27 protein-coding genes are annotated in these 25,997 nt (G+C 64.0%); 21 read left to right on the forward strand and 6 right to left on the reverse strand.

Translation table 11 applies throughout. The features are described from left to right. The first annotated feature begins 1 nt into the window (after position 1). The 6 genes from P9254_RS00355 to P9254_RS00380 all read left to right on the forward strand — a co-directional run bounded on the left by P9254_RS00355 (position 2) and on the right by P9254_RS00380 (position 4,474). On the forward strand, positions 2–427 hold the full coding sequence (locus tag P9254_RS00355) for a hypothetical protein (RefSeq protein ID WP_278054507.1): 426 nt from the start codon (positions 2–4) through the stop codon (positions 425–427). Continuing rightward, positions 424–1,062 (forward strand): SGNH/GDSL hydrolase family protein, encoded by a 639-nt coding sequence (locus tag P9254_RS00360; protein WP_278055873.1) that lies wholly within the window; start codon positions 424–426, stop codon positions 1,060–1,062. The genes P9254_RS00355 and P9254_RS00360 overlap by 4 nt, the downstream gene beginning before the upstream one ends. Before the next feature lie 26 nt (positions 1,063–1,088). After that, complete coding sequence (gene lpdA, locus P9254_RS00365; RefSeq protein ID WP_278055871.1) at positions 1,089–2,534, forward strand: dihydrolipoyl dehydrogenase; 1,446 nt, start codon at positions 1,089–1,091, stop codon at positions 2,532–2,534. A gap of 102 nt (positions 2,535–2,636) precedes the next feature. Continuing rightward, entirely contained in the window at positions 2,637–2,894 is a 258-nt protein-coding gene (locus P9254_RS00370; protein WP_067321367.1) for a GlsB/YeaQ/YmgE family stress response membrane protein, read from the forward strand. Positions 2,895–3,024: 130 nt separating this feature from the next. Beyond that, complete coding sequence (lipA, locus tag P9254_RS00375) at positions 3,025–3,990, forward strand: lipoyl synthase (RefSeq protein WP_278056090.1); 966 nt, start codon at positions 3,025–3,027, stop codon at positions 3,988–3,990. 7 nt (positions 3,991–3,997) lie between these two features. Further along, positions 3,998–4,474 carry a type II toxin-antitoxin system RatA family toxin gene (locus P9254_RS00380; RefSeq protein WP_066989693.1) on the forward strand — a complete coding sequence of 159 codons (477 nt, stop codon included), beginning with the start codon at positions 3,998–4,000 and terminating at the stop codon, positions 4,472–4,474. Here P9254_RS00380 and P9254_RS00385 read toward each other — a convergent pair. Together P9254_RS00385 and P9254_RS00390 are read right to left on the reverse strand one after the other, a co-directional pair. Beyond that, the gene (locus P9254_RS00385; RefSeq protein ID WP_127241554.1) at positions 4,471–4,953 is read right to left on the reverse strand and encodes a CinA family protein; all 483 of its coding nucleotides are present in this window, start codon (positions 4,951–4,953) and stop codon (positions 4,471–4,473) included. The genes P9254_RS00380 and P9254_RS00385 overlap by 4 nt on opposite strands. Further along, positions 4,950–6,167, reverse strand: coding sequence for a bifunctional 2-C-methyl-D-erythritol 4-phosphate cytidylyltransferase/2-C-methyl-D-erythritol 2,4-cyclodiphosphate synthase (locus tag P9254_RS00390; RefSeq protein WP_278055869.1), 1,218 nt, complete (start codon positions 6,165–6,167; stop codon positions 4,950–4,952). Before P9254_RS00390 ends, P9254_RS00385 begins: the two co-directional genes overlap by 4 nt. 139 nt (positions 6,168–6,306) lie before the next feature. On the opposite strand from P9254_RS00390, the gene dusB reads away from it, so the two are divergent. From dusB to hflX, 8 genes are all read left to right on the forward strand, one after another. Further along, complete coding sequence (dusB, locus tag P9254_RS00395; RefSeq protein ID WP_278055868.1) at positions 6,307–7,335, forward strand: tRNA dihydrouridine synthase DusB; 1,029 nt, start codon at positions 6,307–6,309, stop codon at positions 7,333–7,335. Continuing rightward, positions 7,332–8,474 carry a two-component system sensor histidine kinase NtrB gene (locus P9254_RS00400; protein WP_278055867.1) on the forward strand — a complete coding sequence of 381 codons (1,143 nt, stop codon included), beginning with the start codon at positions 7,332–7,334 and terminating at the stop codon, positions 8,472–8,474. The genes dusB and P9254_RS00400 overlap by 4 nt, the downstream gene beginning before the upstream one ends. Continuing rightward, entirely contained in the window at positions 8,471–9,931 is a 1,461-nt protein-coding gene (ntrC, locus tag P9254_RS00405; protein WP_066989709.1) for a nitrogen regulation protein NR(I), read from the forward strand. Before P9254_RS00400 ends, ntrC begins: the two co-directional genes overlap by 4 nt. A 119-nt stretch (positions 9,932–10,050) precedes the next feature. Then, positions 10,051–12,342, forward strand: coding sequence for a sensor histidine kinase NtrY-like (locus tag P9254_RS00410; RefSeq protein ID WP_127324963.1), 2,292 nt, complete (start codon positions 10,051–10,053; stop codon positions 12,340–12,342). Next, entirely contained in the window at positions 12,332–13,693 is a 1,362-nt protein-coding gene (gene ntrX, locus P9254_RS00415; protein WP_066989715.1) for a nitrogen assimilation response regulator NtrX, read from the forward strand. Before P9254_RS00410 ends, ntrX begins: the two co-directional genes overlap by 11 nt. A gap of 156 nt (positions 13,694–13,849) precedes the next feature. Next, the gene (locus tag P9254_RS00420) at positions 13,850–14,713 is read left to right on the forward strand and encodes a D-amino-acid transaminase (protein ID WP_127241722.1); all 864 of its coding nucleotides are present in this window, start codon (positions 13,850–13,852) and stop codon (positions 14,711–14,713) included. A gap of 143 nt (positions 14,714–14,856) precedes the next feature. Next, positions 14,857–15,102, forward strand: a complete 246-nt coding sequence (gene hfq / locus P9254_RS00425) for an RNA chaperone Hfq (protein WP_066989720.1) — start codon at positions 14,857–14,859, stop codon at positions 15,100–15,102. After that, a complete protein-coding gene (gene hflX, locus P9254_RS00430; RefSeq protein WP_278055865.1) occupies positions 15,103–16,491 on the forward strand; it encodes a GTPase HflX in 1,389 nt (462 codons plus the stop codon). A gap of 8 nt (positions 16,492–16,499) precedes the next feature. On the opposite strand, the gene mazG is transcribed toward hflX, so the two are convergent. Next, positions 16,500–17,324: a nucleoside triphosphate pyrophosphohydrolase gene (gene mazG, locus P9254_RS00435; RefSeq protein WP_278055863.1), complete on the reverse strand. Its 825-nt coding sequence runs from the start codon at positions 17,322–17,324 to the stop codon at positions 16,500–16,502. A gap of 82 nt (positions 17,325–17,406) precedes the next feature. Next, the gene (locus tag P9254_RS00440) at positions 17,407–18,591 is read right to left on the reverse strand and encodes an amino acid aminotransferase (protein ID WP_278055862.1); all 1,185 of its coding nucleotides are present in this window, start codon (positions 18,589–18,591) and stop codon (positions 17,407–17,409) included. Between the two features lie 187 nt (positions 18,592–18,778). Here P9254_RS00440 and P9254_RS00445 point away from each other — a divergent pair, with 187 nt between their 5' ends. From P9254_RS00445 to P9254_RS00470, 6 genes are all read left to right on the forward strand, one after another. Further along, the gene (locus tag P9254_RS00445; RefSeq protein WP_245307415.1) at positions 18,779–19,300 is read left to right on the forward strand and encodes a sigma-70 family RNA polymerase sigma factor; all 522 of its coding nucleotides are present in this window, start codon (positions 18,779–18,781) and stop codon (positions 19,298–19,300) included. Beyond that, a complete protein-coding gene (locus P9254_RS00450) occupies positions 19,297–20,070 on the forward strand; it encodes an anti-sigma factor family protein (RefSeq protein ID WP_067321338.1) in 774 nt (257 codons plus the stop codon). The genes P9254_RS00445 and P9254_RS00450 overlap by 4 nt, the downstream gene beginning before the upstream one ends. A gap of 38 nt (positions 20,071–20,108) precedes the next feature. After that, positions 20,109–20,825, forward strand: a complete 717-nt coding sequence (locus P9254_RS00455) for a Bax inhibitor-1/YccA family protein (protein WP_066989741.1) — start codon at positions 20,109–20,111, stop codon at positions 20,823–20,825. A gap of 207 nt (positions 20,826–21,032) precedes the next feature. Then, complete coding sequence (locus tag P9254_RS00460; protein ID WP_278055859.1) at positions 21,033–21,908, forward strand: aldose 1-epimerase family protein; 876 nt, start codon at positions 21,033–21,035, stop codon at positions 21,906–21,908. A 3-nt stretch (positions 21,909–21,911) separates the two neighbouring features. After that, positions 21,912–22,322, forward strand: a complete 411-nt coding sequence (locus P9254_RS00465; protein WP_278055857.1) for a hypothetical protein — start codon at positions 21,912–21,914, stop codon at positions 22,320–22,322. A gap of 136 nt (positions 22,323–22,458) precedes the next feature. Then, positions 22,459–22,851 carry a GFA family protein gene (locus tag P9254_RS00470; RefSeq protein WP_067321329.1) on the forward strand — a complete coding sequence of 131 codons (393 nt, stop codon included), beginning with the start codon at positions 22,459–22,461 and terminating at the stop codon, positions 22,849–22,851. Between the two features lie 23 nt (positions 22,852–22,874). Here P9254_RS00470 and P9254_RS00475 read toward each other — a convergent pair whose 3' ends face one another. Continuing rightward, complete coding sequence (locus P9254_RS00475) at positions 22,875–24,392, reverse strand: winged helix-turn-helix domain-containing tetratricopeptide repeat protein (protein WP_278055854.1); 1,518 nt, start codon at positions 24,390–24,392, stop codon at positions 22,875–22,877. A gap of 202 nt (positions 24,393–24,594) precedes the next feature. On the opposite strand from P9254_RS00475, the gene P9254_RS00480 reads away from it, so the two are divergent. Further along, entirely contained in the window at positions 24,595–24,831 is a 237-nt protein-coding gene (locus tag P9254_RS00480; RefSeq protein ID WP_095800710.1) for a hypothetical protein, read from the forward strand. A gap of 127 nt (positions 24,832–24,958) precedes the next feature. Here the strand turns inward: P9254_RS00480 and P9254_RS00485 are convergent, their stop codons facing one another. Then, positions 24,959–25,870: an agmatinase gene (locus P9254_RS00485; RefSeq protein WP_127240454.1), complete on the reverse strand. Its 912-nt coding sequence runs from the start codon at positions 25,868–25,870 to the stop codon at positions 24,959–24,961. Between the last annotated feature and the right edge of the window lie 127 nt (positions 25,871–25,997).

Here is a 25,997-nt window from a genome sequence, read left to right on the forward strand (position 1 = left end):
GGTGCGGAATTTCTTCACCAGCCTTTTCGCCTTCATTCTTTCCGGTCTGGCCGGCGTACTTGTCGTTCAAGAGCTGGCGGTCATCACCGGCGCGACAGAGGAATGCATTCTGGTCTTCGCGGCCACGGTGATGATCGTCGTTGTGGTCACGGTCGCCTTCTTCCTCGTTCAATTCCGAGGCAAGCCGGTGCGGGCGCTCGATGGGATGCTGTGGCTGCTGCTTGCGCTTTTCTGTCTCGGGCTGCTGGCGCTGGTGGGCTGGACGTTTTCGGTGCCGGCCGAGAGCCGGGCGACCGCAAATGACCTTTCGATCGTTGCCGGGCTGATCCTGCCGGGCGCAGCGGCGATCATCGTGCAATGGCTGTTCGTGCGCCGGCAACTCAAGCGCTCGTCGGCAGGGTTCGGCAGGGGTGGGGCAAGCGCATGAAGACTATTCTCTGTTACGGCGACTCGCTGACCTGGGGCTACGACGCTGCCAACCTCGGGCGCCATGCGCTGGAGGACCGCTGGCCGAGCGTGCTCAAGACGGCGCTGGGCGACGGCATCGATGTCATCGCCGAAGGGCTGAACGGCCGCACCACTGCCTTTGACGATCACCTCGCCGGTGCCGACCGCAACGGCGCGAGAATGCTGCCGACGATCCTCACGACGCACGCGCCGCTCGACCTGATCATCATCATGTTGGGCGCCAACGACATGAAGCCGTGGATCCACGGCAATCCCGTTGCCGCCAAGCAGGGCATGCAGCGCCTGATCGATATCGTGCGCGGCCACGACTATCCGTTCGACTGGCCGGCTCCGCAGATCCTCATTGTCGCGCCGCCCGCGGTGACGCGCACCGAGAATGCCGAATTCAAGGAAATGTTCGCCGGCGGCGATGACGCCTCGAAGCGGCTGGCGCCGCAATATTCCTCGCTTGCCGACGAGGCCGGCTGCGGCTTCTTCGACGCCGGCTCCGTCGCCGTCACCACGCCGCTCGACGGCGTCCATCTCGATGCCGAAAACACACGCAAGATCGGCAAGGCGCTGGCGCCCCTCGTGCGTGTGATGCTTTCCTTCTAACCCCGAGAAAAATCAGGGAGAAACCCGTGGCTGAGAACTACGACGTCATTATCATCGGCTCAGGCCCCGGCGGCTATGTCACCGCTGTGCGTTCCGCCCAGCTCGGCTTCAAGACGGCGATCGTCGAGCGCGAGCATCTCGGCGGCATCTGCCTCAACTGGGGTTGCATCCCGACCAAGGCGCTGCTGCGCTCGGCGGAGATCATGCACTATTCGAACCACCTCAAGGATTACGGCCTTAAGCTCGACGGCAAGGTCAGCCCCGACACCGCAGCCGTCGTCGACCGCTCGCGAAAGGTGTCTCTCAGGCTGAATGGCGGTGTCGCCTTCCTGATGAAGAAGAACAAGGTCGACGTCATCTGGGGTGAGGCGAAGCTTTCCAAGCCCGGCGAGGTCGTCGTCGCCAAGACCGCCAAGAAGCCGATGGAGCCGCAGCCGCCGTTGCCGAAAGGCGTCAAGAGCGAGGGAACCTATACCGCCAAGCACATTATCCTGGCGACCGGCGCCAGGCCGCGTGCGCTGCCCGGCATCGAGCCGGACGGCAAGCTGATTTGGACCTATTTCGAGGCGATGGTTCCTAAGGAGATGCCGAAGTCGCTGCTGGTGATGGGCTCGGGCGCCATCGGCATCGAGTTCGCCTCCTTCTACCGCACCATGGGCGCCGATGTGACCGTGGTCGAGCTTTTGCCGGCGGTGATGCCGGTCGAGGATGCCGAGGTCTCGAAATTCGCGCAGAAACAGTTCGAGAAGCAGGGCATGAAGATCCTGCTCGAGGCCAAGGTGACCAAGGTCGAGAAGGGTGCCAACTCGGTCACCGCGCATGTCGAGATGAAGGACGGCAAGGTCGAGAAGATCACCGCCGACCGCATGATCTCGGCCGTCGGCGTACAAGGCAATATCGAGGGCCTCGGCCTCGAGGCGCTCGGCGTCAAGACGGATCGCGGCTGTGTCGCGGTCGACGGCTACGGCAGGACGAACGTGCCCGGCATCTACGCCATCGGCGATGTGGCCGGGCCGCCGATGCTCGCCCACAAGGCCGAGCACGAGGGCGTGATCTGCGTCGAGAAGATCGCCAATATCCCGGGCGTGCACGCCATCGACAAGCTGAAGATCCCGGGCTGCACCTATTGCAGCCCGCAGGTCGCCTCGGTCGGCCTGACCGAAGCCAAGGCCAAGGCCGAGGGCAAGGACATCCGCGTCGGCCGCTTCCAGTTCGGCGCCAACGGCAAAGCCATCGCGCTCGGCGAGGACCAGGGCTTCATCAAGACCATCTTCGACAAGAAGACCGGGCAGCTGCTGGGCGCGCATATGATCGGCGCCGAGGTGACCGAGCTCATCCAGGGTTTCGTCGTGGCGATGAACCTGGAGACCACAGAGGAAGAGCTGATGCACACGATCTTCCCGCATCCGACCCTGTCGGAGATGATGAAGGAAAGCGTGCTCGACGCCTATGGCCGCGCTTTGAACGCATGATAGACTGCTCGCGCGAGACTCAGACGCGGCAGCCGGAGGATTCTGAGGGCAAAGCAGTTCGTATCCGGATGCATTTTCACCTGATCAAGGAGGAATTGGCATATGGACGTGAATGGCGTGGGCTGGATAGCAGCCATCATCATCGGAGGCTTGGCCGGATGGCTCGCCGAAATGGTCATGAAGAGCAACACCGGCATCTTCATGAACATCATTTTGGGTATCGTCGGCGCGATCGTTCTGAATGCGATCTTACAGGCTCTCAACATCCAGTCCTTCGGCGCCGGCTGGTTCGCCTATCTCATCACCGGTTTCATCGGCGCCTGCCTGCTGATCTTTGTCGGCCGGCTGGTACGGCGCTGAGCCCCAGCGAAGTCCGTTATGCGAAAATGGCCGTGGCGGCATGCGCCGGCGTGGCCTTTTTCTTTATTCCGAAAAGTCCTAGATGACGCAGACAGGCGGCCGCGACGCGGGCGGCCGCGAAGGGTTCGAAATGGTCACTGTTCTCGACACGATCGCCAATGCGCCGCGCCCGCGGCATCCCGAAAAGGCGCACAGGCCGGACCAGGAAGTGCTGCGCAAGCCGGACTGGATCCGCGTCAAGGCGCCGGTTTCGAAGGGTTACGCCGAGACACGCGAGATCGTGAAGTCGCACAAGCTGGTAACGGTGTGCGAGGAGGCCGGATGTCCGAACATCGGTGAATGCTGGGACAAGAAGCACGCCACCTTCATGATCATGGGCGAGATCTGCACGCGCGCCTGCGCCTTCTGCAATGTCGCCACCGGCATCCCGACCGCCCTCGACGCGGACGAGCCGGCGCGTGTCGCCCATGCGGTCAAGCAGATGGGCCTCAGCCACGTCGTCATCACATCGGTCGACCGCGACGACCTCGACGACGGCGGCGCGCAGCATTTCGCCGATGTCATCCACGCCATCCGCGCCGCCGCGCCTTCAACGACGATCGAAATCCTGACGCCCGACTTCCTGCGCAAGGACGGCGCGCTTGAGATCGTCGTTGCCGCCAAGCCCGACGTCTTCAACCACAATCTGGAAACCGTGCCGTCGAATTACCTGACGGTGCGGCCCGGCGCCCGCTACTTCCACTCGATCCGGCTGCTGCAGCGCGTGAAAGAACTCGATCCGTCGATCTTCACCAAGTCCGGCATCATGGTTGGCCTCGGCGAGGAGCGGAACGAAGTGCTGCAGCTCATGGATGACCTGCGTTCGGCAAATGTCGACTTCATGACCGTCGGCCAATACCTGCAGCCTTCGAAGAAGCACCATCCGGTGATCCGCTTCATCACGCCGGACGAGTTCAAGTCCTTTGAGACGATCGGCAAGACGAAGGGCTTCCTGTTGGTGGCTTCGAGCCCGCTGACGCGCTCCTCGCATCATGCCGGCGAGGATTTCGCCAGGCTGCGCGCGGCGCGCGAGGCGCAGCTCAAGAAGGCCAGCTGACGCTTTCATGCCGAAATTCGAAGCCACCCGCCGCGTCGCCTACACGCCGGAACAGATGTTCGCGCTGGTGGCGGATATCGAGACCTATCCGCAATTCCTGCCGCTCTGCGAGGCGCTGACGGTGCGCTCGCGCAAGGAGCGCGACGGCCGCACCATCCTCGTCGCCGACATGAGCATCGGCTACAAGGCGATCCGCGAGACCTTTACGACGCAGGTGCTGCTGAAGCCCGACGAGAACGCCATCGACGTCAAATACATCGACGGCCCGTTCAAATATCTCAGCAACATCTGGCGCTTCGATCCGGCCGATGGCGGCTGCGAAGTGCATTTCTTCATCGACTACGAATTCAAGAGCCGCATTCTCGGCGCGCTGATGGGCACGATGTTCGATCGCGCCTTCCGCATGTTTTCCGAAGCATTCGAGAAGCGAGCGAACGTGATCTACGGCGCAGCGCAAGGCACGCCTGATCCGCGGATAGCCTAGTCCAGCGCTCGCAGGCCAAGCTGCAGCGCGTGCCGGACCGTCTCGTGGCGGATGAATTCGCGCCCCTTATGACCAAACAGCTGGCGCTCGACGACGACCGGCTGGCCGGCAAATGCTATCCCGAACCAGACGAGACCCACCGGCTTTTCCGACGAGCCGCCGCTCGGGCCGGCAATTCCGGTGACGGCAAGGGAGAGGCTCGCGCGCGAATGCGTCAGCGCGCCCGCCGCCATCTCCCTGACCGTCTCACCAGAGACCGCGCCATGCGCCTCAAGCGTCGCCGCGGAGACGCCGAGCATCTCCATCTTGGCTTCGTTGGAGTAGGTGATGAAACCGCGATCGACCACCGCGGAAGAGCCGGCAATGTCGGTCAGTGCTGCAATGATCAGACCGCCGGTGCAGCTCTCGGCCGTAGCCAGCATGATGCCGCGCTGCTGACAAGCCTGGAGCAGGGCGTTGACTAATTCCGCGTTGCTCATGCCGGCACGTCTCCCGGATAGACGACGCTGGCGGTCGCGATCGCCGCAATGCCTTCGCCGCGCCCGACAAAGCCGAGCTTCTCGTTGGTCGTCGCTTTGATGGAAACGCGTTCCGGCGCTATCCCGAGCATCGCCGCCAGCGCCGCCGTCATCGCCTCGCGATGCGGCCCCACCCGCGGCGCCTCGCAGATCAGCGTGATATCGGCATTGGCGATGCGCCCGCCGCGCTCGCGCACCAGCGTCGCCGCATGCTCGACGAAGATTTTCGAGGCAACGCCCTTCCATTGCGGGTCCGACGGCGGGAAATGCGTGCCGATGTCGCCGGCGCCGCAGGTGGCGAGCAACGCATCGGTGAGCGCATGAAGCCCGACATCGGCGTCCGAATGGCCGGAGAGTTTCCGGTCATAGGGGATAGTGACCCCGCACAGAGTGACATGGTCGCCCGCTTCGAACGCGTGCACATCGTAGCCATTGCCGGTGCGGATGTCCGGAAAGCGCGGCAGCGCATTTGAGAGCCGCTGGTCGGCCATCGCGATATCCCTTGCCCAGGTGAGCTTGATGTTGTCCGGCGAGCCCTGGACGATCTTGACCGGAATATGCGCCCATTCGGCGATCGCCGCGTCGTCGGTGAACTCGCTTTTGCCGAGATGATGCGCCTTCTCGTGCGCCGCCAGCAACGGCCAGAACGGGAAGCCTTGCGGTGTCTGCGCCGCGTGCAGGCCGGCCCTTGACACCGTCTCCTCGATCATGCCCTCGGCCGATTCCCGCTTGAGCGTGTCGGCGACGGGCAGCGCCGGCAGGGCGCCCTGGCGCTCGCCGATGGCCTCGATGGTTCGGTCGATGAGCCCATGATCGACGAACGGGCGCACCGCGTCATGCACCAGCACCTTTGCCGGCGCCTGCTCCCTCAGAGCCAAAAGTCCCAGCCGGACGGAAGCCTGGCGGGACGGACCGCCCGTGACGACGAGGGCGCGCGCGGCATTACCTCTTGCCGCGCGCTCGAACAGCTCGCGGTCGTCGGCATGGATCGCCACCACCACTGGCCCGACGGCTGGATGGGACAGGAATCTTTCCAGCGTATGCGCAATGACGGCGCGTCCGCCGATGCGCTGATACTGCTTCGGCCCCTCGGCCTGTCCGGCACGGGCGCCGCGGCCGGCGGCGACAATGACCACGCCGACCTTGCCGTCCGGTTTTTCACTTGTGTCAGTCATGGCGAGAGGCTTAGTCGCGGCTGGCAGGGAAGGCCAGCATTTTCCAAAATGCGCCTTAATGTGACGTCATTGCGCGTTGCACAATGGCTTGCTTCTGGCTACACAATGTGCAGCAATCGAACATGCTTGGTTTTTGTGCATGCCTGAATTGACCACATTGGCTTCGCCGCTCGACGTCGGCGGCGTAAGGATACGCAACCGCGTGTTCCTGGCGCCGATGTCCGGCATCACCGACGAGCCGTTCCGTCGGCGTGCGCATGCGCATGGTGCCGGGCTGGTCGTGTCGGAAATGGTGGCGAGCGGCGAACTGGCCAAGGGCAGGGCCGGCTGCGATCTGCGCATCCGCCATTCCGGACTGCCCGTCCATATGGTGCAGCTTGCTGGCCGCGAGGCAGCGCACATGGCCGAGGGCGCGCGAATCGCGGCGGGCGAGGGCGCCGACATCATCGACATCAACATGGGCTGCCCGGCAAAGAAGGTGACGGGCGGCTATGCCGGCTCCGCGCTGATGCGCGATCTCGATCACGCGCTCTCGCTGATCGAGGCGGTGGTCGGTGCGGTCTCGGTGCCGGTGACGGTCAAGATGCGGCTCGGCTGGGACGAAAGCGCGCTCAACGCGCCGATGTTGGCGCGCCGCGCCGAGCTGGCCGGCGTGCGCATGGTGACCGTCCACGGCCGCACGCGCTGCCAGTTCTATCAGGGTAAGGCCGATTGGCGTGCCATTGCGCGCGTCAAGGAAGCGGTCTCGATCCCGGTGGTGGCCAATGGCGATGTCGGCTCGCCGGAAGCGGCTGCGACGATCCTGGATCAATCAGGCGCCGACGCGGTGATGATCGGCCGTGCCCATTACGGCGCGCCGTGGACCGCCGGCAGCATCGCGGCAGCCGCCGCTGGCATGTCTGCAACCGATATTCCCGAAACGCCCAAGAGGCTTGCTGACTACGTGGTTGCGCATTACGAGGACATGCTCTCGCTCTACGGCGTCGAAAGCGGGCTCCGCCAGGCGCGCAAGCATCTCGGCTGGTATCTGGACAGGCACGCGACTCGTGCTTCGGCGGAACGGCGCAAGCACATCCTCACTTCCTTCGAGCCGGCTGAAGTGATCGCCGGGCTGCGCCAAACCTTTACCGAAAGCGCGGCATCGCCAGAATTGCGGAGCGCGGCATGAATACGAACCTCCCACAGCCGGCCGACACCGCGGATGCCGCCAATATCGTGCTGAACACCATTCGCCGCCCTGTGATCATGGTCGATGCCGACGGCTTCATCACCTTCGCCAACGCGGATGCAGAGGATTTCTTCCGCTCCAGCGCGACCATGCTGGCGCGCAACACGTTGTCCAAGCTGGTCCCGTTCGGCAGTCCGCTGCTCACCTTGGTCGACCAGGTGCGCGAGCGCCGCGCGCCGGTCAACGAATACCGCGTCGACGTCTCTTCGCCGCGCCTCGGCATCGAGAAGATGGTCGACCTCTATGTCGCCCCGGTGCCGGAGTTTCCCGGCTCGGTCGTGGTGATGTTCCAGGAGCGGTCGATGGCCGACAAGATCGACCGGCAGATGACACATCGGGGTGCGGCCCGTTCTGTCACCGGCCTGGCGGCCATGCTGGCGCATGAGATCAAGAACCCGCTCTCCGGCATCCGCGGCGCGGCGCAACTGCTCGAGCTCTCAGCCTCCGACGAGGACCGTGCGCTCACCCGCTTGATCACCGACGAGACCGACCGCATCGTGTCGCTGGTCGACCGCATGGAAGTGTTTTCCGACGAGCGGCCGATCGAGCGCTTTCCCGTCAACATCCACGTCGTTCTGGATCATGTGAAAGCGATCGCCAAGAACGGCTTTGCAAAAAAAATCAAAATCTTGGAGGAATATGATCCTTCGCTTCCTCCAGTCTATGCGAACCGTGACCAGCTGATCCAGGTGTTCCTCAACCTGGTCAAGAACGCCGCGGAGGCGATCGGCGCCGACCCGCAGGGCGAGATCGTGCTGTCGACGGCTTTCCGGCCCGGCATCCGCGTTTCCGTGCCGGGAACGCAAGACCGCGTCTCGCTGCCGCTGGAATTCTGCGTGCACGACAACGGCCCCGGTGTTTCCGAGGACATCCTGCCGATCCTCTTCGATCCGTTCATCACCACCAAACCGAACGGCTCGGGCCTCGGGTTGGCACTGGTCGCCAAAATTGTCGGCGAGCACGGCGGCATCATCGAATGCGTTTCGACGCAGCGTGGAACCACTTTCCGCGTCTTGATGCCGGCCTGGAAGGACACTTTGCCCAACGCCGGCGACGAAGCTGAAGGAGACCGCAAATGACCGTTCGCGGCAATATCCTCGTCGCCGACGACGATGCGGCGATCCGAACCGTGCTCAACCAGGCGCTGTCGCGCGTCGGCCATGAAGTGCGCGTGACTTCGAACGCCTCGACGCTGTGGCGCTGGGTGGCTGCCGGCGAGGGCGACCTCGTCATCACCGATGTGGTGATGCCGGACGAGAACGCCTTCGACATGCTGCCGCGCATCAAGAAGGCGCGACCCGAGCTGCCGGTCATCGTCATGAGCGCGCAGAACACTTTCATGACCGCCATCCGCGCCTCCGAGACCGGCGCCTACGAGTATCTGCCGAAGCCCTTCGATCTGACCGAGCTGCTCAACATCGTCAACCGCGCGCTTGCAGAGCCGAAGCGGCCGAAGCTGGATTCCCGCGCCGACGATCAGCCGGAGACGATGCCGCTGGTCGGCCGCTCGGCCGCCATGCAGGACATCTACCGCATGCTGGCCCGCATGATGCAGACCGACCTGACGGTGATGATCAGCGGCGAATCCGGCACCGGCAAGGAGCTGGTAGCGCGCGCGCTGCACGAATACGGCCGCCGCCGCGGCGGGCCTTTCGTGGCCATCAACATGGCCGCGATCCCGCGCGACCTGATCGAATCGGAACTGTTCGGCCATGAGAAGGGCGCCTTCACCGGCGCGCAGAACCGCTCCACCGGCCGCTTCGAGCAGGCCGAAGGCGGCACGCTGTTCCTCGACGAGATCGGCGACATGCCGATGGAGGCGCAGACGCGCCTGCTGCGCGTGCTACAGCAGGGCGAATACACGACCGTCGGCGGCCGCACGCCGATCAAGACCGACGTGCGCATCGTCGCCGCCACCAACAAGGATTTGCGGACCTTGATCAACCAGGGCCTGTTCCGCGAGGACCTGTTCTACCGCCTGAACGTCGTGCCGCTGCGACTTCCGGCGTTGCGAGAGCGTTCTGAAGACGTGCCTGACCTTGTCCGGCATTTCTTCAAGCAGGGCGCCAGCGAAGGCCTGCAGACCAAGCGCATTTCCGCCGGTGGCATCGAGCTGATGAAGCGCTATCCCTGGCCCGGCAATGTGCGCGAGCTGGAAAATCTGGTGCGCAGGCTCGCCGCGCTCTATTCGCAGGACGAGATTTCGGCCGAGATCATCGAGGCCGAACTGAAGACCGGCGAGCGATCTGTCGTGCCGGACGGCGGCGCGCTGATCCCCGACGACCTGTCGATCGGCCAGGCGGTCGAGCATTTCCTGCAGCGCTATTTCGCGTCCTTCGCCGGCGACCTGCCGCCCTCCGGGCTCTACCAACGCATCCTCGCCGAGGTCGAATATCCGCTGGTGCTGGCTTCGATGACCGCGACGCGCGGCAACCAGATCAAGGCGGCCGAGCTTCTGGGCCTCAACCGCAACACGCTGCGCAAGAAGATCCGCGAGCTTGGCGTCAACGTCTACAAGGCCGCCAGGCAGCCCTGACTTTGCCTTCACTTTTGGGGATTAAGTCGGGGAAAGATTTCCGTCCCGGCCATACTTGTTGCATAATCGCCACAATGCGTTGCATACATCCGACGCAATGACCGACTCTAGACGGCGATATGGCTGCTGAGGCTCCGACACTGAACCAACCGCTTTTCAGCCGGGCCGGCGTTCGCGACGGCCGCCGGCTGCTGGCGCTGCCCGGCGTGGTCGCGATCGTCGGCGCCATGATCACCGCAGCGATCTCGTTTGCAATCCTTGTCGGTGCGACCCCGATCGCGCCGAATGCAAACGCCACCTGGGCGTTGATCGCGCTCAACGCCGTCTTCGTCCTCTTCCTGATCGCTCTGATCAGCCGCGAGATCCGCCGCATCGTCATGGCCCGCAGGCACGGCCGTGCAGCATCGCGGCTGCATGTGCGCATCGTCGCCATGTTCGCGCTGGTCGCCGCCATCCCGGCGATCATGGTCGCGATCATCGCCTCGATCACGCTCGATATCGGCCTCGATCGCTGGTTCGAGATCCGAACCAAAACGATCGTCAATTCGTCGCTGTCGATCGCCGATGCCTATGTCCAGGAAAATGCCCGCAACCTGCAGGGCACGACCCTGTCGATGGCCTACGACCTCGATGCCTCGCGCACGCTCTACGGGCTCGACCGCACCGGCTTCCTCGACCTCATGAACAAGGAGGCCGTCGGCCGCGGACTGGCGCATGCGGCGCTGATCAAGCCTGACGGCTCTTTCGTCATGAGCGCCAAGACCGACGCCGACTTCGCCATGCCTGAGCCGCCCCCTGGCGCGGTCAACACGGCCGCTGACGGCAAGCCGGTGCTGATCGAGCCGCGCACCCGCAACATCATGGGCGCCATCGTCAAGTTGCGCGAGATCGAAGGTCTTTATCTCTACACGATCCGGCTCGTCGACCCGGACGTTATCAAGGCGCGGCAGATCGTTCGGTCGAACACCGACGAGTATCGCGGACTGGAAGAGAACCGTCGCACTTCGCAAGTCGCGTTCGCGCTGCCCTATCTGTCGCTGACCCTGATCGTCATCCTGTCGGCGATCTGGACCGGCATCGCCGTGGCGGATCGAATTGTCCGGCCGATCCGCCAGCTGATCGGCGCGGCCGACGAGGTGGCCACCGGCAATCTCGACGTCGCCGTCCCCGTGCGTCAATCGGACGGCGACGTCGCTTCGCTCGGCGAGACCTTCAACAACATGATCCTCGAGCTCAAATCGCAGCGCAACGAGCTGCTGTCGGCCAAAGACCTGATCGACGAGCGGCGGCGGTTCTCGGAGGCGGTGCTGGCTGGCGTGACCGCAGGGGTCATCGGCGTCGATCCGTACGGCGTCATTACCATCGCCAATCGCTCGGCCGAAACGATGCTGGCGATCTCGGCGAGTGCCGCGCTCGGACAGAACCTCTCCGCCATCCTGCCGCATGTCGGTCGCGTCTTCGAGATCGGGCGCCAATCCGGCAAGCCGGTCTATCGCGAGCAGGTGACTTTCTTCCGCGCCGGCATGGAACGGACTTTCAATGTCCAGGTCACCGTCGAGGCCGGAGACGACGGCTCGGAGGAAAAATCCTATGTCGTCACCATCGACGACATCACCGATCTCGTGCAGGCGCAGCGGTCCTCGGCCTGGGCCGATGTGGCGCGGCGCATTGCCCATGAGATCAAGAATCCACTGACGCCCATCCAGCTCTCGGCCGAGCGCATCAGGCGCCGTTACGGCAAGGTCATCACCGAGGACCGTGAAGTCTTCGATCAGTGCACCGACACCATCATCCGTCAGGTCGAGGACATCGGCCGCATGGTCGACGAATTCTCGGCCTTCGCCCGCATGCCGAAGCCGGAGATGAAGGTGATAGACCTGCGCGAGTCGCTGCGCGAAGCTTCGTTCCTGGTGGAAGTCAGCCGCTCCGACATTGCTTTCCAGCGTGATTTCGGCAACGAGCCGCTCAAGGGAACGTTCGACAGCCGCCTGATGGCGCAGGCCTTCGGCAACGTCATCAAAAACGCCGCCGAGGCCATCGACGGACTTGATGCGCAAGACCGTTCCGACGGCACAATCCGGATTCAAGCCGGGCGCCAAGATGGCGCCATAAGAATCGATGTTATCGACAACGGCAAAGGGCTGCCGCGCGAGAATCGGCAGCGACTGCTCGAGCCCTACATGACGACGCGCGAAAAAGGCACTGGCCTTGGCCTCGCTATCGTCAAGAAGATCGTGGAGGACCATGGCGGCCGGCTCGAATTGCACGACGCGCCGCCCGATTTCCACGGCGGCCGGGGCGCGATGATCTCGATCATCCTGCCGCCGGCGGCGGTCGTCGCCGCGCCGCCACGCGGCGAAGGCCGCGACGAACACGAACGAGAAACTGAAAAGGTCGGTAATGGCGTCTGACATTCTCATCGTCGATGACGAGGAAGACATCCGCGAACTGGTCGCCGGTATCCTGAGCGACGAAGGTCACGAAACCCGCACGGCACACGATGCCGACAGCGCGCTGGCGGCGATTGCCGATCGCGCGCCACGGCTGATTTTCCTCGACATCTGGCTGCAGGGCTCGCGCCTCGACGGCCTGGCGCTGCTCGACGAGATCAAGACGATGCATCCGAACATGCCGGTGGTGATGATCTCCGGCCACGGCAACATCGAAACGGCGGTGTCGGCCATCCGGCGTGGCGCCTATGATTTCATCGAGAAGCCGTTCAAGGCCGACCGTCTCATCCTGATCGCCGAGCGCGCGCTGGAAACTTCGAAATTGCGGCGCGAGGTCTCCGACCTCAAGCTGCGCAGCGGCGAGACCTTCGACCTGATCGGCATGTCGTCAGCGATGAGCCAACTGCGGCAGACCATCGAGCGTGTCGCACCCACCAACAGCCGCATCATGATCATCGGTCCGTCGGGTTCCGGCAAGGAACTGACGGCGCGCGCCATCCACGCGCTGTCGGCGCGCAAGAACGGGCCGTTCGTGACGCTGAGCGCCGCCACCATCACCCCGGAACGTATGGAGATCGAGCTGTTCGGCACCGAATCGAACGGCACCGAACGCAAGGTCGGCGCGCTGGAGGAGGCGCATCGCGGCATCCTCTACATCGACGAGGTCGCCGACATGCCGCGCGAGACGCAGAACAAGATTCTGCGCGTGCTGGTCGAGCAGCAGTTCGAGCGGGTAGGGGGCACAAAGCGGGTCAAGGTCGACGTCCGCATCATCTCTTCCACAGCGCAAAACCTGGAGGCCATGATTGCCGATGGCCGCTTCCGCGAGGACCTCTATCATCGCTTGGCGGTGGTCCCCGTCACTGTGCCGGGTCTCGCCGAACGGCGAGAGGATATTCCGTATCTCGTCGACAATTTCATGAAGCAGATCGCGCGGCAGGCCGGTATCAAGCCGCGCCGCATCGGTGACGACGCGCTGGCCGTGCTGCAGGCGCACAACTGGCCGGGGAACGTGCGCCAGCTGCGCAACAATGTCGAGCGGCTGATGATCCTGGCGCGAGGCGGAGACGTCGACGCCCCGATCACCGCTGACCTTCTGCCCTCCGAGATCGGCGACGTCATGCCGCGCACACCCAACCAGTCGGACCAGCACATCATGGCGCTGCCGCTGCGCGAGGCGCGCGAGCAATTCGAGAAGGACTATCTGATCGCACAGATCAACCGCTTCGGCGGCAACATCTCGAAGACGGCCGAGTTCATCGGCATGGAGCGATCAGCCTTGCACCGCAAGCTGAAGTCGCTGGGCGTGTAAAGGCAATCCAGGAAAAGTGTGCAGCGCCGGTTGGGGTCGGCGGCTTCGCCGTACCCTTCCGTCTGGAATTGCCCAAAGCCGGCTGGCCCACGCGATTGTTCATTACGGCAGCGGCGGAATCGCTTAAGAGAGCCGGACATTTCCCTGAGGTAGCCCATGCCGCGCATTGCCTATGTGAACGGGCGCTACGTCGCCCATGCCGAAGCCCGGGTCCATATCGAGGATCGCGGCTATCAGTTCGCTGACGGCGTCTATGAGGTCTGCGAGGTGGCGCGCGGCTTTATCGTCGACATGCCGCGCCATCTGGCCCGGCTTAAGCGCTCGCTCAAGGAATTGTCGATCGCATGGCCCGTCTCGGAAGGCGTCCTGCCGATGCTGCTGCGCGAGGTGGTGCGCCGCAACAACGTCGTCAACGGCCTCGTCTATCTCCAGGTGACGCGCGGCGTCGCCAGCCGTGAATTCGTCTTTCCGGCAGCCGGCACCCGTCCGTCCTTGGTTATAACCGCCCGGAAGGCCGACCCCTCTGCTGCCGCCAAGCGGGTTGAGACCGGCATCAAGGTCATCACCGTCCCGGAGAATCGCTGGGACCGCGTCGACATCAAGAGCACCGGCCTGCTTGCCAATGTGCTCGCCAAGCAGAAGGCCAAGGAAGCCGGCGCCCAGGAGGCCTGGTTCGTCGACTCCGACGGCACGGTCAAGGAGGGCGGCTCGTCCAATGCCTGGATCGTCACCCGCGACGGCGTTCTGGTGACGCGGCCGGCCGAACACGGCATCCTGCGCGGCATCACCCGCACGACACTGTTCGACGTCGCCGAAAAGCTCGGTCTGAAGATCGAGGAGCGTGGGTTTTCGATCGCCGAAGCCAAGGCAGCGCGCGAGGCTTTCATCAGTTCCGCGACCACGATCGCTATGCCGGTAGTCGAAATCGACGGCGCGCCGATCGCAAACGGCCACCCCGGCTCCATGACACTTTCGTTGCGGCAGGCATTTTTTGACATTGCGGAAAAAAGTCCAGCCTGATAACCGCAAAGGTGGAATGAACCTCAACTATCTCGTTCTGCTTGTCGTTTAGGCGGCAAGAGGGGGTTTGCGCGCTTGACAGGCGCCGCGTAATTTGGCGCATTGGCCTGCAGACCGAAGGGGATCGGCGAAAGACAAAAACAATGGCGGAACGATCGCAAAACCTTCAGGACCTGTTCCTGAATTCAGTTCGCAAGAGCAAAAATCCACTTACCATCTTTCTCATCAACGGTGTGAAGCTGACCGGCGTGGTCACTTCGTTCGACAATTTCTGTGTGTTGTTGCGGCGCGACGGGCATTCCCAGCTCGTCTACAAGCACGCCATTTCCACGATCATGCCGAGCCAGCCGGTTCAGATGTTTGATGGCGAGGAAGGCCAGGGCGCCTGATTGGCACGTGAGCAGGACGCGGACCGCAGAGTTCGCGGGAAACAAGGACATCAACTTGGGCCGGAAGCCAAGGATCCGACCCGGGCCGTTGTCATTGTGCCGGTGCTTGCGCGCCAGCCGCGGGGCGATGACGATTCGAGCCGCCCGCGCCTGAGCCGCTCGGCGGATGCCCGCCACGACGAGGCGGTCGGGCTTGCCAGCGCCATCGACCTGGACCCGGTCCACACCGCGGTGGTGACAGTCACCGATCCCCGCCCGGCAACGCTGCTCGGCAGCGGCAAGGTGGCCGAATTCGCCGACATCGTGAAGGAACGCAAGGCGGAATTGGTCATCGTCGACCATCCGCTCACGCCGGTGCAGCAGCGCAATCTCGAGAAGGAACTGAACGCCAAGGTGCTCGACCGCACCGGGCTTATCCTCGAGATCTTCGGCGAGCGCGCCAGGACCAAGGAAGGCACCCTGCAGGTCGAGCTGGCGCATCTCAACTATCAGAAGGGTCGGCTGGTGCGCAGTTGGACCCACCTCGAACGGCAGCGCGGCGGCGCGGGTTTCCTGGGCGGTCCCGGCGAAACGCAGATCGAATCCGACCGGCGGATCCTGCAGGACAAGATCACCAAGCTCAAGCATGAGCTGGAAACGGTTCGCCGCACCCGCGACCTGCACCGCGCAAAACGCAAGAAGGTGCCATTTCCGGTAGTTGCGATCGTCGGCTACACCAATGCCGGAAAGTCGACGCTGTTCAACCGGCTGACCGGGGCAGGGGTGCTGGCGGAGGACATGCTGTTCGCCACGCTCGATCCGACGCTGCGCCGCGTGCGCCTGCCGCACGGCACGCCGATCATCCTGTCGGACACGGTCGGCTTCATCTCGGACTTGCCGACTCATCTGGTCGCGGCCTTCCGGGCGACGCTGGAAGAGGTTGTCGAGGCTGATCTCGTGCTGCATCTGCGCGATATCTCCGATCCGGATACGGCAGCGCAGGCCGAGGATGTCGAGCGCATCCTTGGCGATCTCGGCGTCGATGCCGCGGACACCAGCCGCGTGATCGAGGTGTGGAACAAGATCGACCTGCTCGACGAAGGCAATCGCGAGCGCCTGCTTGCCGAGAGCGCCGGCGGCAAGGCGCCGCCGATCGCGATATCGGCAGCGACCGGCGAGGGTATCGATGCGCTCAAGGCGCTAATCGAGGCCAGAGTGTCGGGCGAGCTGGAAACGATGACGGTGACGTTGAGCCCGGCTGAGCTCGGCCAGGTCGACTGGCTCTATCGCAATGGCGATGTCGTCTCGCGGAGCGACAATGAGGACGGCAGCGTCACCATCTCACTGACGGCCACGCACAGCACCCGCCAGGAGATCGAGACCCGGCTGAACCGCAGGAACCACGGCTAGACCGCTGCTTATCTTGCGTTTTTGGCCTGCTGCCAGAGGGATTCCATCTCGTCCAAAGTCGCCTGTTCCAACGACCTCCCGGAAGCCTCCAACTCCCGCTCGACATAATGGAAGCGCGACCGGAACTTCTCGTTGGTGCCGCTCAGCGCGGCTTCGGCATCAAGTCTCAAATGGCGGCCGAGATTGACGACTGCAAACAGCATGTCGCCGAACTCATCCTTGATGGGTGCCGCGTCGCCCGTGGCCAGCGCCTCGCGCAGCTCGCCGATCTCTTCCTCTATCTTGTCGAGGATGGGTGCTGCCTCGCTCCAGTCGAAGCCGACGCGCGCAGCCTTCTCCTGCAGCTTCAACGCGCGGGTCAGCGCAGGGAGCGCAACCGGCACGCTTTCGAGATAGCCCTTGCCGTGATCTTCCGGGTCGAGGCCGCGCGCGATGCGGGCGTTGCGCTTGTCGGCCTTCTCCACCGTCTTGATCTTCTCCCACATGCCCTTGGCCATGCCGGCGCTGCGCGCCTTCTCGTCGCCGAAGACATGCGGGTGACGGCGGATCATCTTGGTGGTGATCGCCTCGACAACGTCGCCGAACGCGAACTCGCCAATCTCCTGCGCCATCTGCGCGTGGTAGACGACCTGCAGCAGAAGGTCGCCCAGCTCCTCGCGCAGATCGTCGAAGTCGCCGCGCGCGATCGCATCCGCCACTTCATAGGCTTCCTCGATCGTGTAGGGGGCGATGGTGGAAAAGTTCTGCTCGATGTCCCAGGGGCAGCCGGTCTTCGGCGCTCTGAGTGCCGCCATGATCTCGATCAGACGGGAGATGTCTTTGGAGGGTTTCATGCAACAAACCCTAGCGCGCGCCGCGGCGGGCGACCAATCCCGCCGGCTGGCAAAAGCCGATTGTCCACAGTTGCGCCGGCACTCAGTCGAGCACCGAAACGATCGCCTTGGCGAGCTCGTCCATGCCGTCCTCAGGCAGACCTGCCACATTGATGCGGCTGTCACCTACCATATAGACGGCGTGCTCGGTGCGCAGACGCTCAACCTGCGCTTCGGTGAGCCCCAGGCGGGAGAACATGCCGCGATGGCTGGCGACGAAATCGAAGCGATCGGAGTTGGATTGCCGGCGCAACGCCTCGGCGAAGGCGACACGCAGCCTGAGCATGCGCAGCCGCATCTCCTCGAGTTCCGTCTCCCAGACCTTCTTCAGATCGGCGTCTTCCAGCACCATGCGTACGGCCGCAGCGCCATGGTCCGGCGGCATCGAATAGAGCGCTCGCGCCGCTGCCAGCATCTGGCTCATAGCCACGTCGGCCTGTGCGCCGTCCTTGGCCATGATCATGGCGGAACCGACGCGGTCGCGATAGACGGCGAAATTTTTCGAGCAGCTCGAGGCGACGACCATCTCGGGCACCTTGCCGGCGAGCAGCCGCAGGCCGGCGGCATCGGCGTCGAGCCCTTCGCCAAAGCCCTGATAGGCGATGTCGACGAAAGGCAGCAGGCCGCGCTCAAGCAGAACGTCGGCAACCTTCGCCCATTGCGCAGCATCCAGATTGGCGCCGGTCGGGTTATGGCAGCAGCCATGCAGCAGCACGACATCCCCGCTAGTGGCGGTCTTGAGTGCCGCCAGCATGTCGTCGAAACGGACAGCGCCGGAAACAGCGTCGAAATAAGGATAGTCGCGCACCTGTAGGCCGGCGGCGCGCATCACCGGCAGGTGGTTCGGCCAGGTCGGATCGGAGAGCCACACCGTCGCGCCCGGCCGCGTGCGCTGCAGAAGCTCGGCCACCAGCCTGAGGGCGCCCGATCCGCCCGGCGCCTGCGCTGCGCGGATGCGCGAATGATCGGCGTTATCGCCGAAGGCAAGCCTGATCATGGCGGCGTTGAAGCCGATGTCGCCGGCGAGGCCGAGATAGGTCTTGGTCTCCTGGCCCGCGAGCAGCCGCTTCTCAGCCTCGCGCACGGCCCGCATCACCGGCGTCCTGCCGTTACGATCCTTGTAGACGCCGACGCCCAGGTCGACTTTGCCGGGGCGCGTGTCGGCGTGGTAAAGGCCGATCAACGCAAGGATCTTGTCGGCGGGCGCGGGCTGCAGGGTCTCGAACATCGATAGGGCTCCAGTGGCGGCGGAGTGATACGCAAATCGGCCGCGCTTCGCCAGCGGTTTCCTCCATATGCCGCTCGGGCGCTCGCTCACCCGAGGCCGGCGCAACTCCTCGCGGGAATCGCAAAAAGAAACGGCAGCCAGGGATTAAAATCCCCACATGCTCCGTAAACAGGGCATGAAACGGTCGATGGCACGCTTCGATATCGTCGGGCAGTTGGGATCGCTGCGGCGCTACGCGCGCTCGCTGACGCGCGACAGCGCCGATGCCGAGGATCTGGTCCATGACGCGCTGGTGCGCGCCTATGAGCGGCGCGGCACCTTTCGCTCGGGCGGCAACCCGCGCGCCTGGCTGCTGGCGATCCTGCACAACATCTTCATCGACCGCATGCGCTCGCGGCGGTCCGAGACAGCGCGCATCGAGCAGGCAGGCCGTCTCGCCGAGCAAAACATGCCGGCGTCCCAGGACCATTCGGTGCGCCTTTCGCAGGTGCGCGAAGCCTTCCTGTCGCTGCCGGAAGAGCAGCGCGCCGCGCTGCATCTCGTCGCCATCGAAGGGTTGAGCTACGCAGAGGCCGCCGAGGTCAGTGGCGTCCCGCTCGGAACCCTGATGTCGCGCATCGGCCGCGCTCGTGCGGCGCTGCGCGAGATGGAGGAGGGCGCTCCGGCGCGCGGCAAAAATCACCTGAGGATCGTGGGAGGTGAATCATGACCGCTATCGTCGATCCGGTGACCGATGCCGATCTCGACGCCTATGTCGATGATCAGCTCGACGTCGCCCGCCGCATCGAGGTCGAGGCGTTCCTGTCCGCTCGTCCCGAAGTGGCCGCGCGTGTGATGTCGGATCTCAGAACGCGCGACGAGTTGCGCGTGGCGCTGGCCGGGCCAGGCGCAATGGCGCGCCCGGCGACGACCGATGCGGCGCGTCGGCTGGAAAGGGTGCTTGCCAGGGACCGAGCCTTTTCCGTGCTGCAGCGCGCCGCGGCCGCCGCCGTGCTGGTGGCGGCAGGGTGGCTCGCGAACGGCGTCTTCGGGCCGATCGCCGTCAGCAAGGTGGTCGCCTCGACGCAGCCGCCCGCCTATGTCGAGGAAGCGGTGAGCGCCCACCGGACGACGCTGGTGCGTGAGACGATGCCCTCCCAGGCCGAGGCGCCGAATTACAATGCCGACGAGATCCGCGCCGCGACCGCGATCGTCATGCCGTCATTGCCCGACGACTGGCGGATCCGCGATGTTCAGATCTATCCGTCGCGGTTCGGGCCGAGCGTCGAGATGGCACTCGAAACGAAGGACCTCGGGCTGGTGTCGCTGTTTGCGATCAGGCCAGGCACGTTCGACGTCGTGAAGCCCACCGTCGCGCCCTTGGGCGATATTTCGTCCGCCTATTTCCAGATCGGCGAGGTCGCTTACGCCGTCGTCGGACAAGGCGATGCCGGCGATCTCGACCGGGCCGCCGAAAAGCTCGCCCGCACTCTCTATTGAAACAGCCAATCGAACCGACCAAACCAAGGAGAAACGAAATGAACAGCCCTAATCTTGGATACCGAATGGGCACCGGCGTTCGGGCCGGTGCCGTCTATGACGAGGGCCTGCGCCGGCACATGCTGCGCGTCTACAACTATATGGGCCTCGGGCTCGTCGTGACCGGCCTCGTCGCCCTTGTTGTGGCCTCGACGCCGGCGCTCTACGTCCCGATCTTCTCCACGCCGCTGAAATGGGTGGTGATGCTGGCGCCGCTCGCCTTCGTCATGTTCTTCTCCTTCAAGATGCAGACGATGTCGGCGGCGAGCGCTCAGGCGATGTTCTGGGCCTTTTGCGCGGTCATGGGCCTGTCGCTGGCTTCCGTGTTCCTGGTGTTCACCGGCACCAGCATCGCGCGCACCTTCTTCATAGCCGCCACCATGTTCGGCGCCACCAGCCTCTACGGCTACACGACCAGGCGCGACCTGACGCAGTTCTCGTCCTTCCTGATCATGGGCCTGATCGGCGTGGTGATCGCGAGCCTCGTCAACCTGTTCCTCGGCTCGACCGCGCTGCAGTTCGCCATCTCCGTGATCGGCATTGCGGTCTTCATCGGCCTGACCGCCTGGGACACGCAGACGATCAAGGAGCAGTATGCCGAGAATTTCGACGCGGAATCGCAACAGAAGCTCGCCGTCTTCGGCGCCTTCTCGCTGTATCTGAACTTCATCAACATCTTCCAGCTGTTGCTGAATTTCACCGGCGAACGCGAATAGTCCGGACCGTAGCAGGCAACAGCTTCGAACCGTGGCCGACGGGTAAACCGCTGGCCACGGTTTGTCTTTTGGCATCGTGTCTGGCGTGGCAACGCTGTCGGTCGTTTGCGGCGGCTGCTTGAGGGGGTGCCGCACTGCCTGCTGCCCTTGAGATCAGGCGAGGCCTTTTGCTAGCCTGCCGGCCCGACCAGCCAGTCGCGAGGACGCATGGAACAGCTGACGCTTGACGGTGACGGCATCTCGGCGACCATCGTCGGGCAGGGGGCCGAGGTGGTCTCCTTGCGCGATGCCGAAGGCACGCAACTTCTGTGGCAGGCGGGGCCTGAATGGCGGCGTCATTCGCCGGTGCTGTTTCCGATAGTCGGCCGGCTGAAAGGCGACCAGTTGCGCCATCGCGGCAAAGCCTATCCAATGACGCAGCATGGCTTCGCCCGCGACAGGCGCTTTGCCTGGGTGGAGCAGGGACCTTCCTCCTGCACGCTGGTCCTGACCGATGACACCGAGACCCGCACCCGCTACCCATTCGCCTTTCGGCTGGCCATAAGCTACAGCCTCGGCCCCCGCCAGCTTGGCGTGACCTTCGAGGTCGCCAACACAGGCGACGAGGTGCTGCCGGCCTCGGTCGGCGCCCATCCGGCCTTCAACTGGCCTTTGCTGCCGGAATTGCCCAAGGAAGCCTACCGGCTGACCTTTGCCGACGATGAACCTGCGCCGATACGACGCCTGAAGGACGGGCTGATGCTGCCGACGCCGCAGCCAACGCCCGTCGAGGGCAAGACGCTTGCCCTCTCCGAGCGGCTGTTCGATGACGACGCCGTCATTCTGGACCGGCCCGCCAGCACCAGCGTGCGCTATGCCGCCGGGCGGGGGCCGGCGATCGAAATGTCGTGGCAGGGATTCAACGAATTGGGCATCTGGTCCAAGCCCGGCGGCGCGCCGTTCCTCTGCATCGAGCCCTGGCATGGCGTTGCAAGCCCGGTCGATTTCGACGGCGAATTCGCCGACAAGCCGGGCGTGATGCTGATCCCGCCAGGCGCCAAGCGCAGGCTGACCTACCGGATCACCATCAGCCGGGATGCGTAAGGCATGGCGTTCGCGATCAAGGCCGAGGTCAAGGATCCGCTGGCCGAGACATTCTCATTCGCGGCGCAGAAAACCATGTATGGCGGCAAGCATATCGCCGAAGGCGACACGATCTTTGTGTTCGCCAGCGAAAACGAAGCCGGACAGGGGCTGGTCGCACGGGGCGTTGTCACGTCATCCGAGGCCATTCCCAAAAGATCCGACCGCGAACGGCAGACGCCGCGCGTCAGTGTTGCCATCCGCCGCACCGCATTGGCAACGCGGCGATTGGGTCGGGACGAGCTCAAGCGGTTCGAGGACTGGAGCGATGGCAGGCCCGAGACCGAGCTCAACTTCAAATTCTATCGCCAGGCGACGAACAAGATCGTCAGCCTCTCGCATGGGACGGCGGCTTTTCTCGATGGGTTTTTCTAAGACGGCAAGCCACGGATCAAATCGATCTCTATGGAATCCGGCTTTTGAGAGCCACGCAAGCGAGACGTCTCAGCCTTGGACGCCTGGGCGAGTTCGCTGCTAACGTTCCACCGCACGGCTTTGAAGGAGACGCAACATGGACCAATTCACCGGCGGCTGCCTGTGTCGCAATGTCCGGCTTGTGGCGTCGGGCCGCCCATACAGGGTCTGCATCTGCCATTGTCTCGATTGCCGCAAACATCATGGCGCGCTTTTCTATGCCTCGGCGGTATTCCCTCAGGACGCGGTTACGATCGACGGTGAGACGCGCGAGTATGCTGGGCGGTTTTTCTGTCCGCGCTGCGGTTCGTCCGTTTTCGCACGCACCGCGGACGAGATCGAAGTGCATCTCGGGACCCTGGACGCCCCAGACCAGCTAGCCCCGACCTACGAAAGCTGGATCATCCGTCGCGAGTCGTGGCTGCCGCCGTTTCCAGTCAGCAAGCGATACGAGCGCGATCGCGAGGCGACGAGCCGCTTCGAAGAATAGGTCGCGCCATTCCATTCTGGCCGTCAGTCCGGAAGCCCGGCCTTGCGGAATCCGTCAACGAAATGCTCGAGCATCGCGTCGTCGCGGAACGGCTCGGTCCAGACCCAGTGGCTGGTCGTGAAATGCGGGTTGGCGATAAGGAACATCTCGACCTCCGCGCGCGCCTCTTCGAACCGGCCGAGCTGCGCAAGGCTTGCCGCCAGGAAACGGCGTGAGCTGGTCCGATAGGTCTCGTCCCGGCGCAGCGTCTCGATGGCGGCTTCATAGTCGCGGGCCGCATATTGCGCAGCGCCGAGCGTGAGATAGTACCAACTCGGCGGAAACGGGTTCAGCCGGAACGCCTTGCGAATATGCTCAAGGCCCTCTTCGATCCGCCCGGCTAGGACCTCGATGTCGGACAATGTCGCCCAGGCGTCGGCCTCGTTCGGATCGAGCTCGAACGCTTTGGCGAATTCGGCATCCGCCTCGCCGAAGCGATGCTCATAGGCAAGCAGGTTAGCAAGCACCCAGCGGCAGCCGGCGTCGTTTGGGTCGATTGTCACGGCTTTGCGGGCCAACTCCAAGGCAATGCTCCGGTTGGGGTCGACAGGCTCGCCCCAATGCACCCATCCCATCCAATGGTTCATGGCGAGCCAGCGATAGGCTTCGGCATACTCCGGATCGAGCGAGACCGCGCGCGTCAGCATCAGATGCGCCTCCCGCGCCGTCTGAGGCGAGTCGTCGATCAGTTTTCGCGCCCGCACGCACAGATCGTAGGCCTCGAGATTCTTGGGCCGATTGCGCGGCGGCTGCGTGCGCAGCCGGCCGAGCAGCGCCTCCACGATCTTGGCCGTTACCTCGTCCTGGACGGCAAAAATATCTTCCAGGCTGCGATCGAAGCGTTCCGCCCACAGATGCTCACCGCTCACCGCGTCCACAAGCTGCGCGTTGATGCGCACACGCCCCGCGGCGCGCCTTGCGCTCCCCTCAAGTAGGTAACGTACGCCAAGGTCCTCGGCGATCGCGCGCACATCCATCGGCTTTCCCTTGTAGACGAAGACCGAGTTGCGCGCGATGACGAACAGTCCCGCGTTCCTGGACAGGTCAGTGATCAGGTCTTCGGTCAACCCGTCCGCGAAGGATTCCTGCTCGGGATCATTGCCGAAATTGACGAAGGGCAGCACGGCTATCGAAGGCTTGCCGGGCAGTGGCAAAGGTTTTCGTGTCGTCTCGCCAAGCTGTTCGATGACCCCCGTGAAGCGATAGCCGACGCGCGGCACCGTAGCGATCCATTCACCGCCGTCGGCGGCGGGGCCGAGCAGCTTTCTGAGCTGCGCGATCTGGACGGTGAGGTTGCCTTCCTCGACGGCCGTGCCCGGCCATGCCGCGTCCATCAGCTCGGCCTTGGCCAGGATTTCGCCGGGACGTTCCACGAGCGCGGCAAGCAGCTTCAGCCCCCGATAGCCGGCGGCCACGGGGACATCGTTCCGAAGCAACGTTCCCGCAGCTGAATCAAGCACGTACGGGCCGAAGGCAAAGCGCGATCCCTGCATGCGGCGCATCTATAGAGCAATTCCAGGAAAAGTGTGAGACGGGTAGAGCAGTTCGTCATGTCCGATGAACCGCTCAGGCCGATTTGGAAGTTTTGAGAACTATTTGGATGCGCTTAATTACGGCGCAGCCCGCATCCTGCAGAATCCAACCTCATTCAGGTGGAAGGCCCCAACTCGAAAAGCATGGGGCCGCAAACCATAGGAGGTTGCCATGAACGACACGTTTGCATCGATCCCGCAGCTGGCAACGCTGGTCGGGCAGGCATCGCGCCGGCGCTACAGCCTGCAGACCCTGCGAGGCATGATCGCGGCCCGGCGCGAGCAGATACGGTTTCGCTGGGATCTGAAGCGGATATCAGAGGCCAACCCGCATCTGATCGACGATATCGGACTGACGAAACAGCAGGCCGAGGAAGAGATCGGAAAGCTGCCCTTCTGGCAAAGATAAACGCGGATGTGGCGTCAACGCTGATGCCGGCAGCGCAGTCCCACCGGGTAGGGTGGTCCGGCATGAGCTCGAAGCGACATCGGTCGGCCATAACGGGGAATCTCGTCGGGGCATCAGGCCATCTGAGTTAAACCTGCCGGACGACAGTGCCGATGACATTGACGAGAAGCCGGGCTGCAGTCAGCGCCGACAGGCCGTCAAGGTCGGCAGGCGGATAGAATTCGACCAGATCAAATCCTGCGATCCTGGCCCGCTTGCCGAGGCCGGCGATCAGGTCGATCGCCTGGGTGTAGGTGAGGCCGCCTGGCGTGCGCGCCGCCACGCCCGGCATGATGCTGGGATCGAGGCCGTCGCAGTCGAAGGTCACGACGACGCGCGCGCCGTCCGGAATGTGGCTGAGAGCTGCGTCGACGCCCTGGGCATGAAGCTCGCGGGCAGTCACAAAGCGGCTGCCATAGCGTCGCGCCGCTTCGATTTCAGCCAGGCGTGCGCTGCCGACGCTGCGCAGGCCGACTTGCACGAGGCCGGCGATATGCGGCATCTCGCTCGCCCGGCGCATCGGGCTCGAATAGCCGTAGCGTTCGCCATCGACCTCGTCGCGCCAGTCGATATGCGCGTCGATCTGCAGGATCCAGACCGGCCCGTGACCGGCAAAGCCGGCGAGAAAGGGAATTACCACGGAATCGTCACCGCCGAGCAGGATCGGCACGGCCGACGCGGCCAGGACCTCGCGCGTCTTCGCTTCGATCCGCGCCCGGTTTCCCTCATTGTCGTGCATGACCGTCGAGATGTTGCCGGCATCGACGCAGCAGACCGGCTTGCCGTCGAACAATGGACCGCCGAGATCTAAATCCCAATGCTCGACCAGCGGCGCATCGTCCTGGCTCGCAGCGCGGATGGCGTTGGCGGCCAGAGCATGGCCGCTGCTGTCCTTTCGCGGATAGGTGCTGCCATGACCGGCACCGTAGATCACCATGCGAGGCACGCGGCCTCCGGCGAGGCAATCGGGAAAGCCAAGAAAGGAAGATGAAGAGGTCATTGTTCAATAGTCCGAATGTGAGCGCTCGCAGCGAGGGCACGTCGATAGGATCGCTTTATCGCCTCTACGTGATCCATATCAGAAAGTCGCATAAGATAGATTATGGAACTTACGTATGTAGCACGAA

The organism is Mesorhizobium sp. WSM4983, assembly GCF_029625765.1.
Classification (GTDB): domain Bacteria; phylum Pseudomonadota; class Alphaproteobacteria; order Rhizobiales; family Rhizobiaceae; genus Mesorhizobium.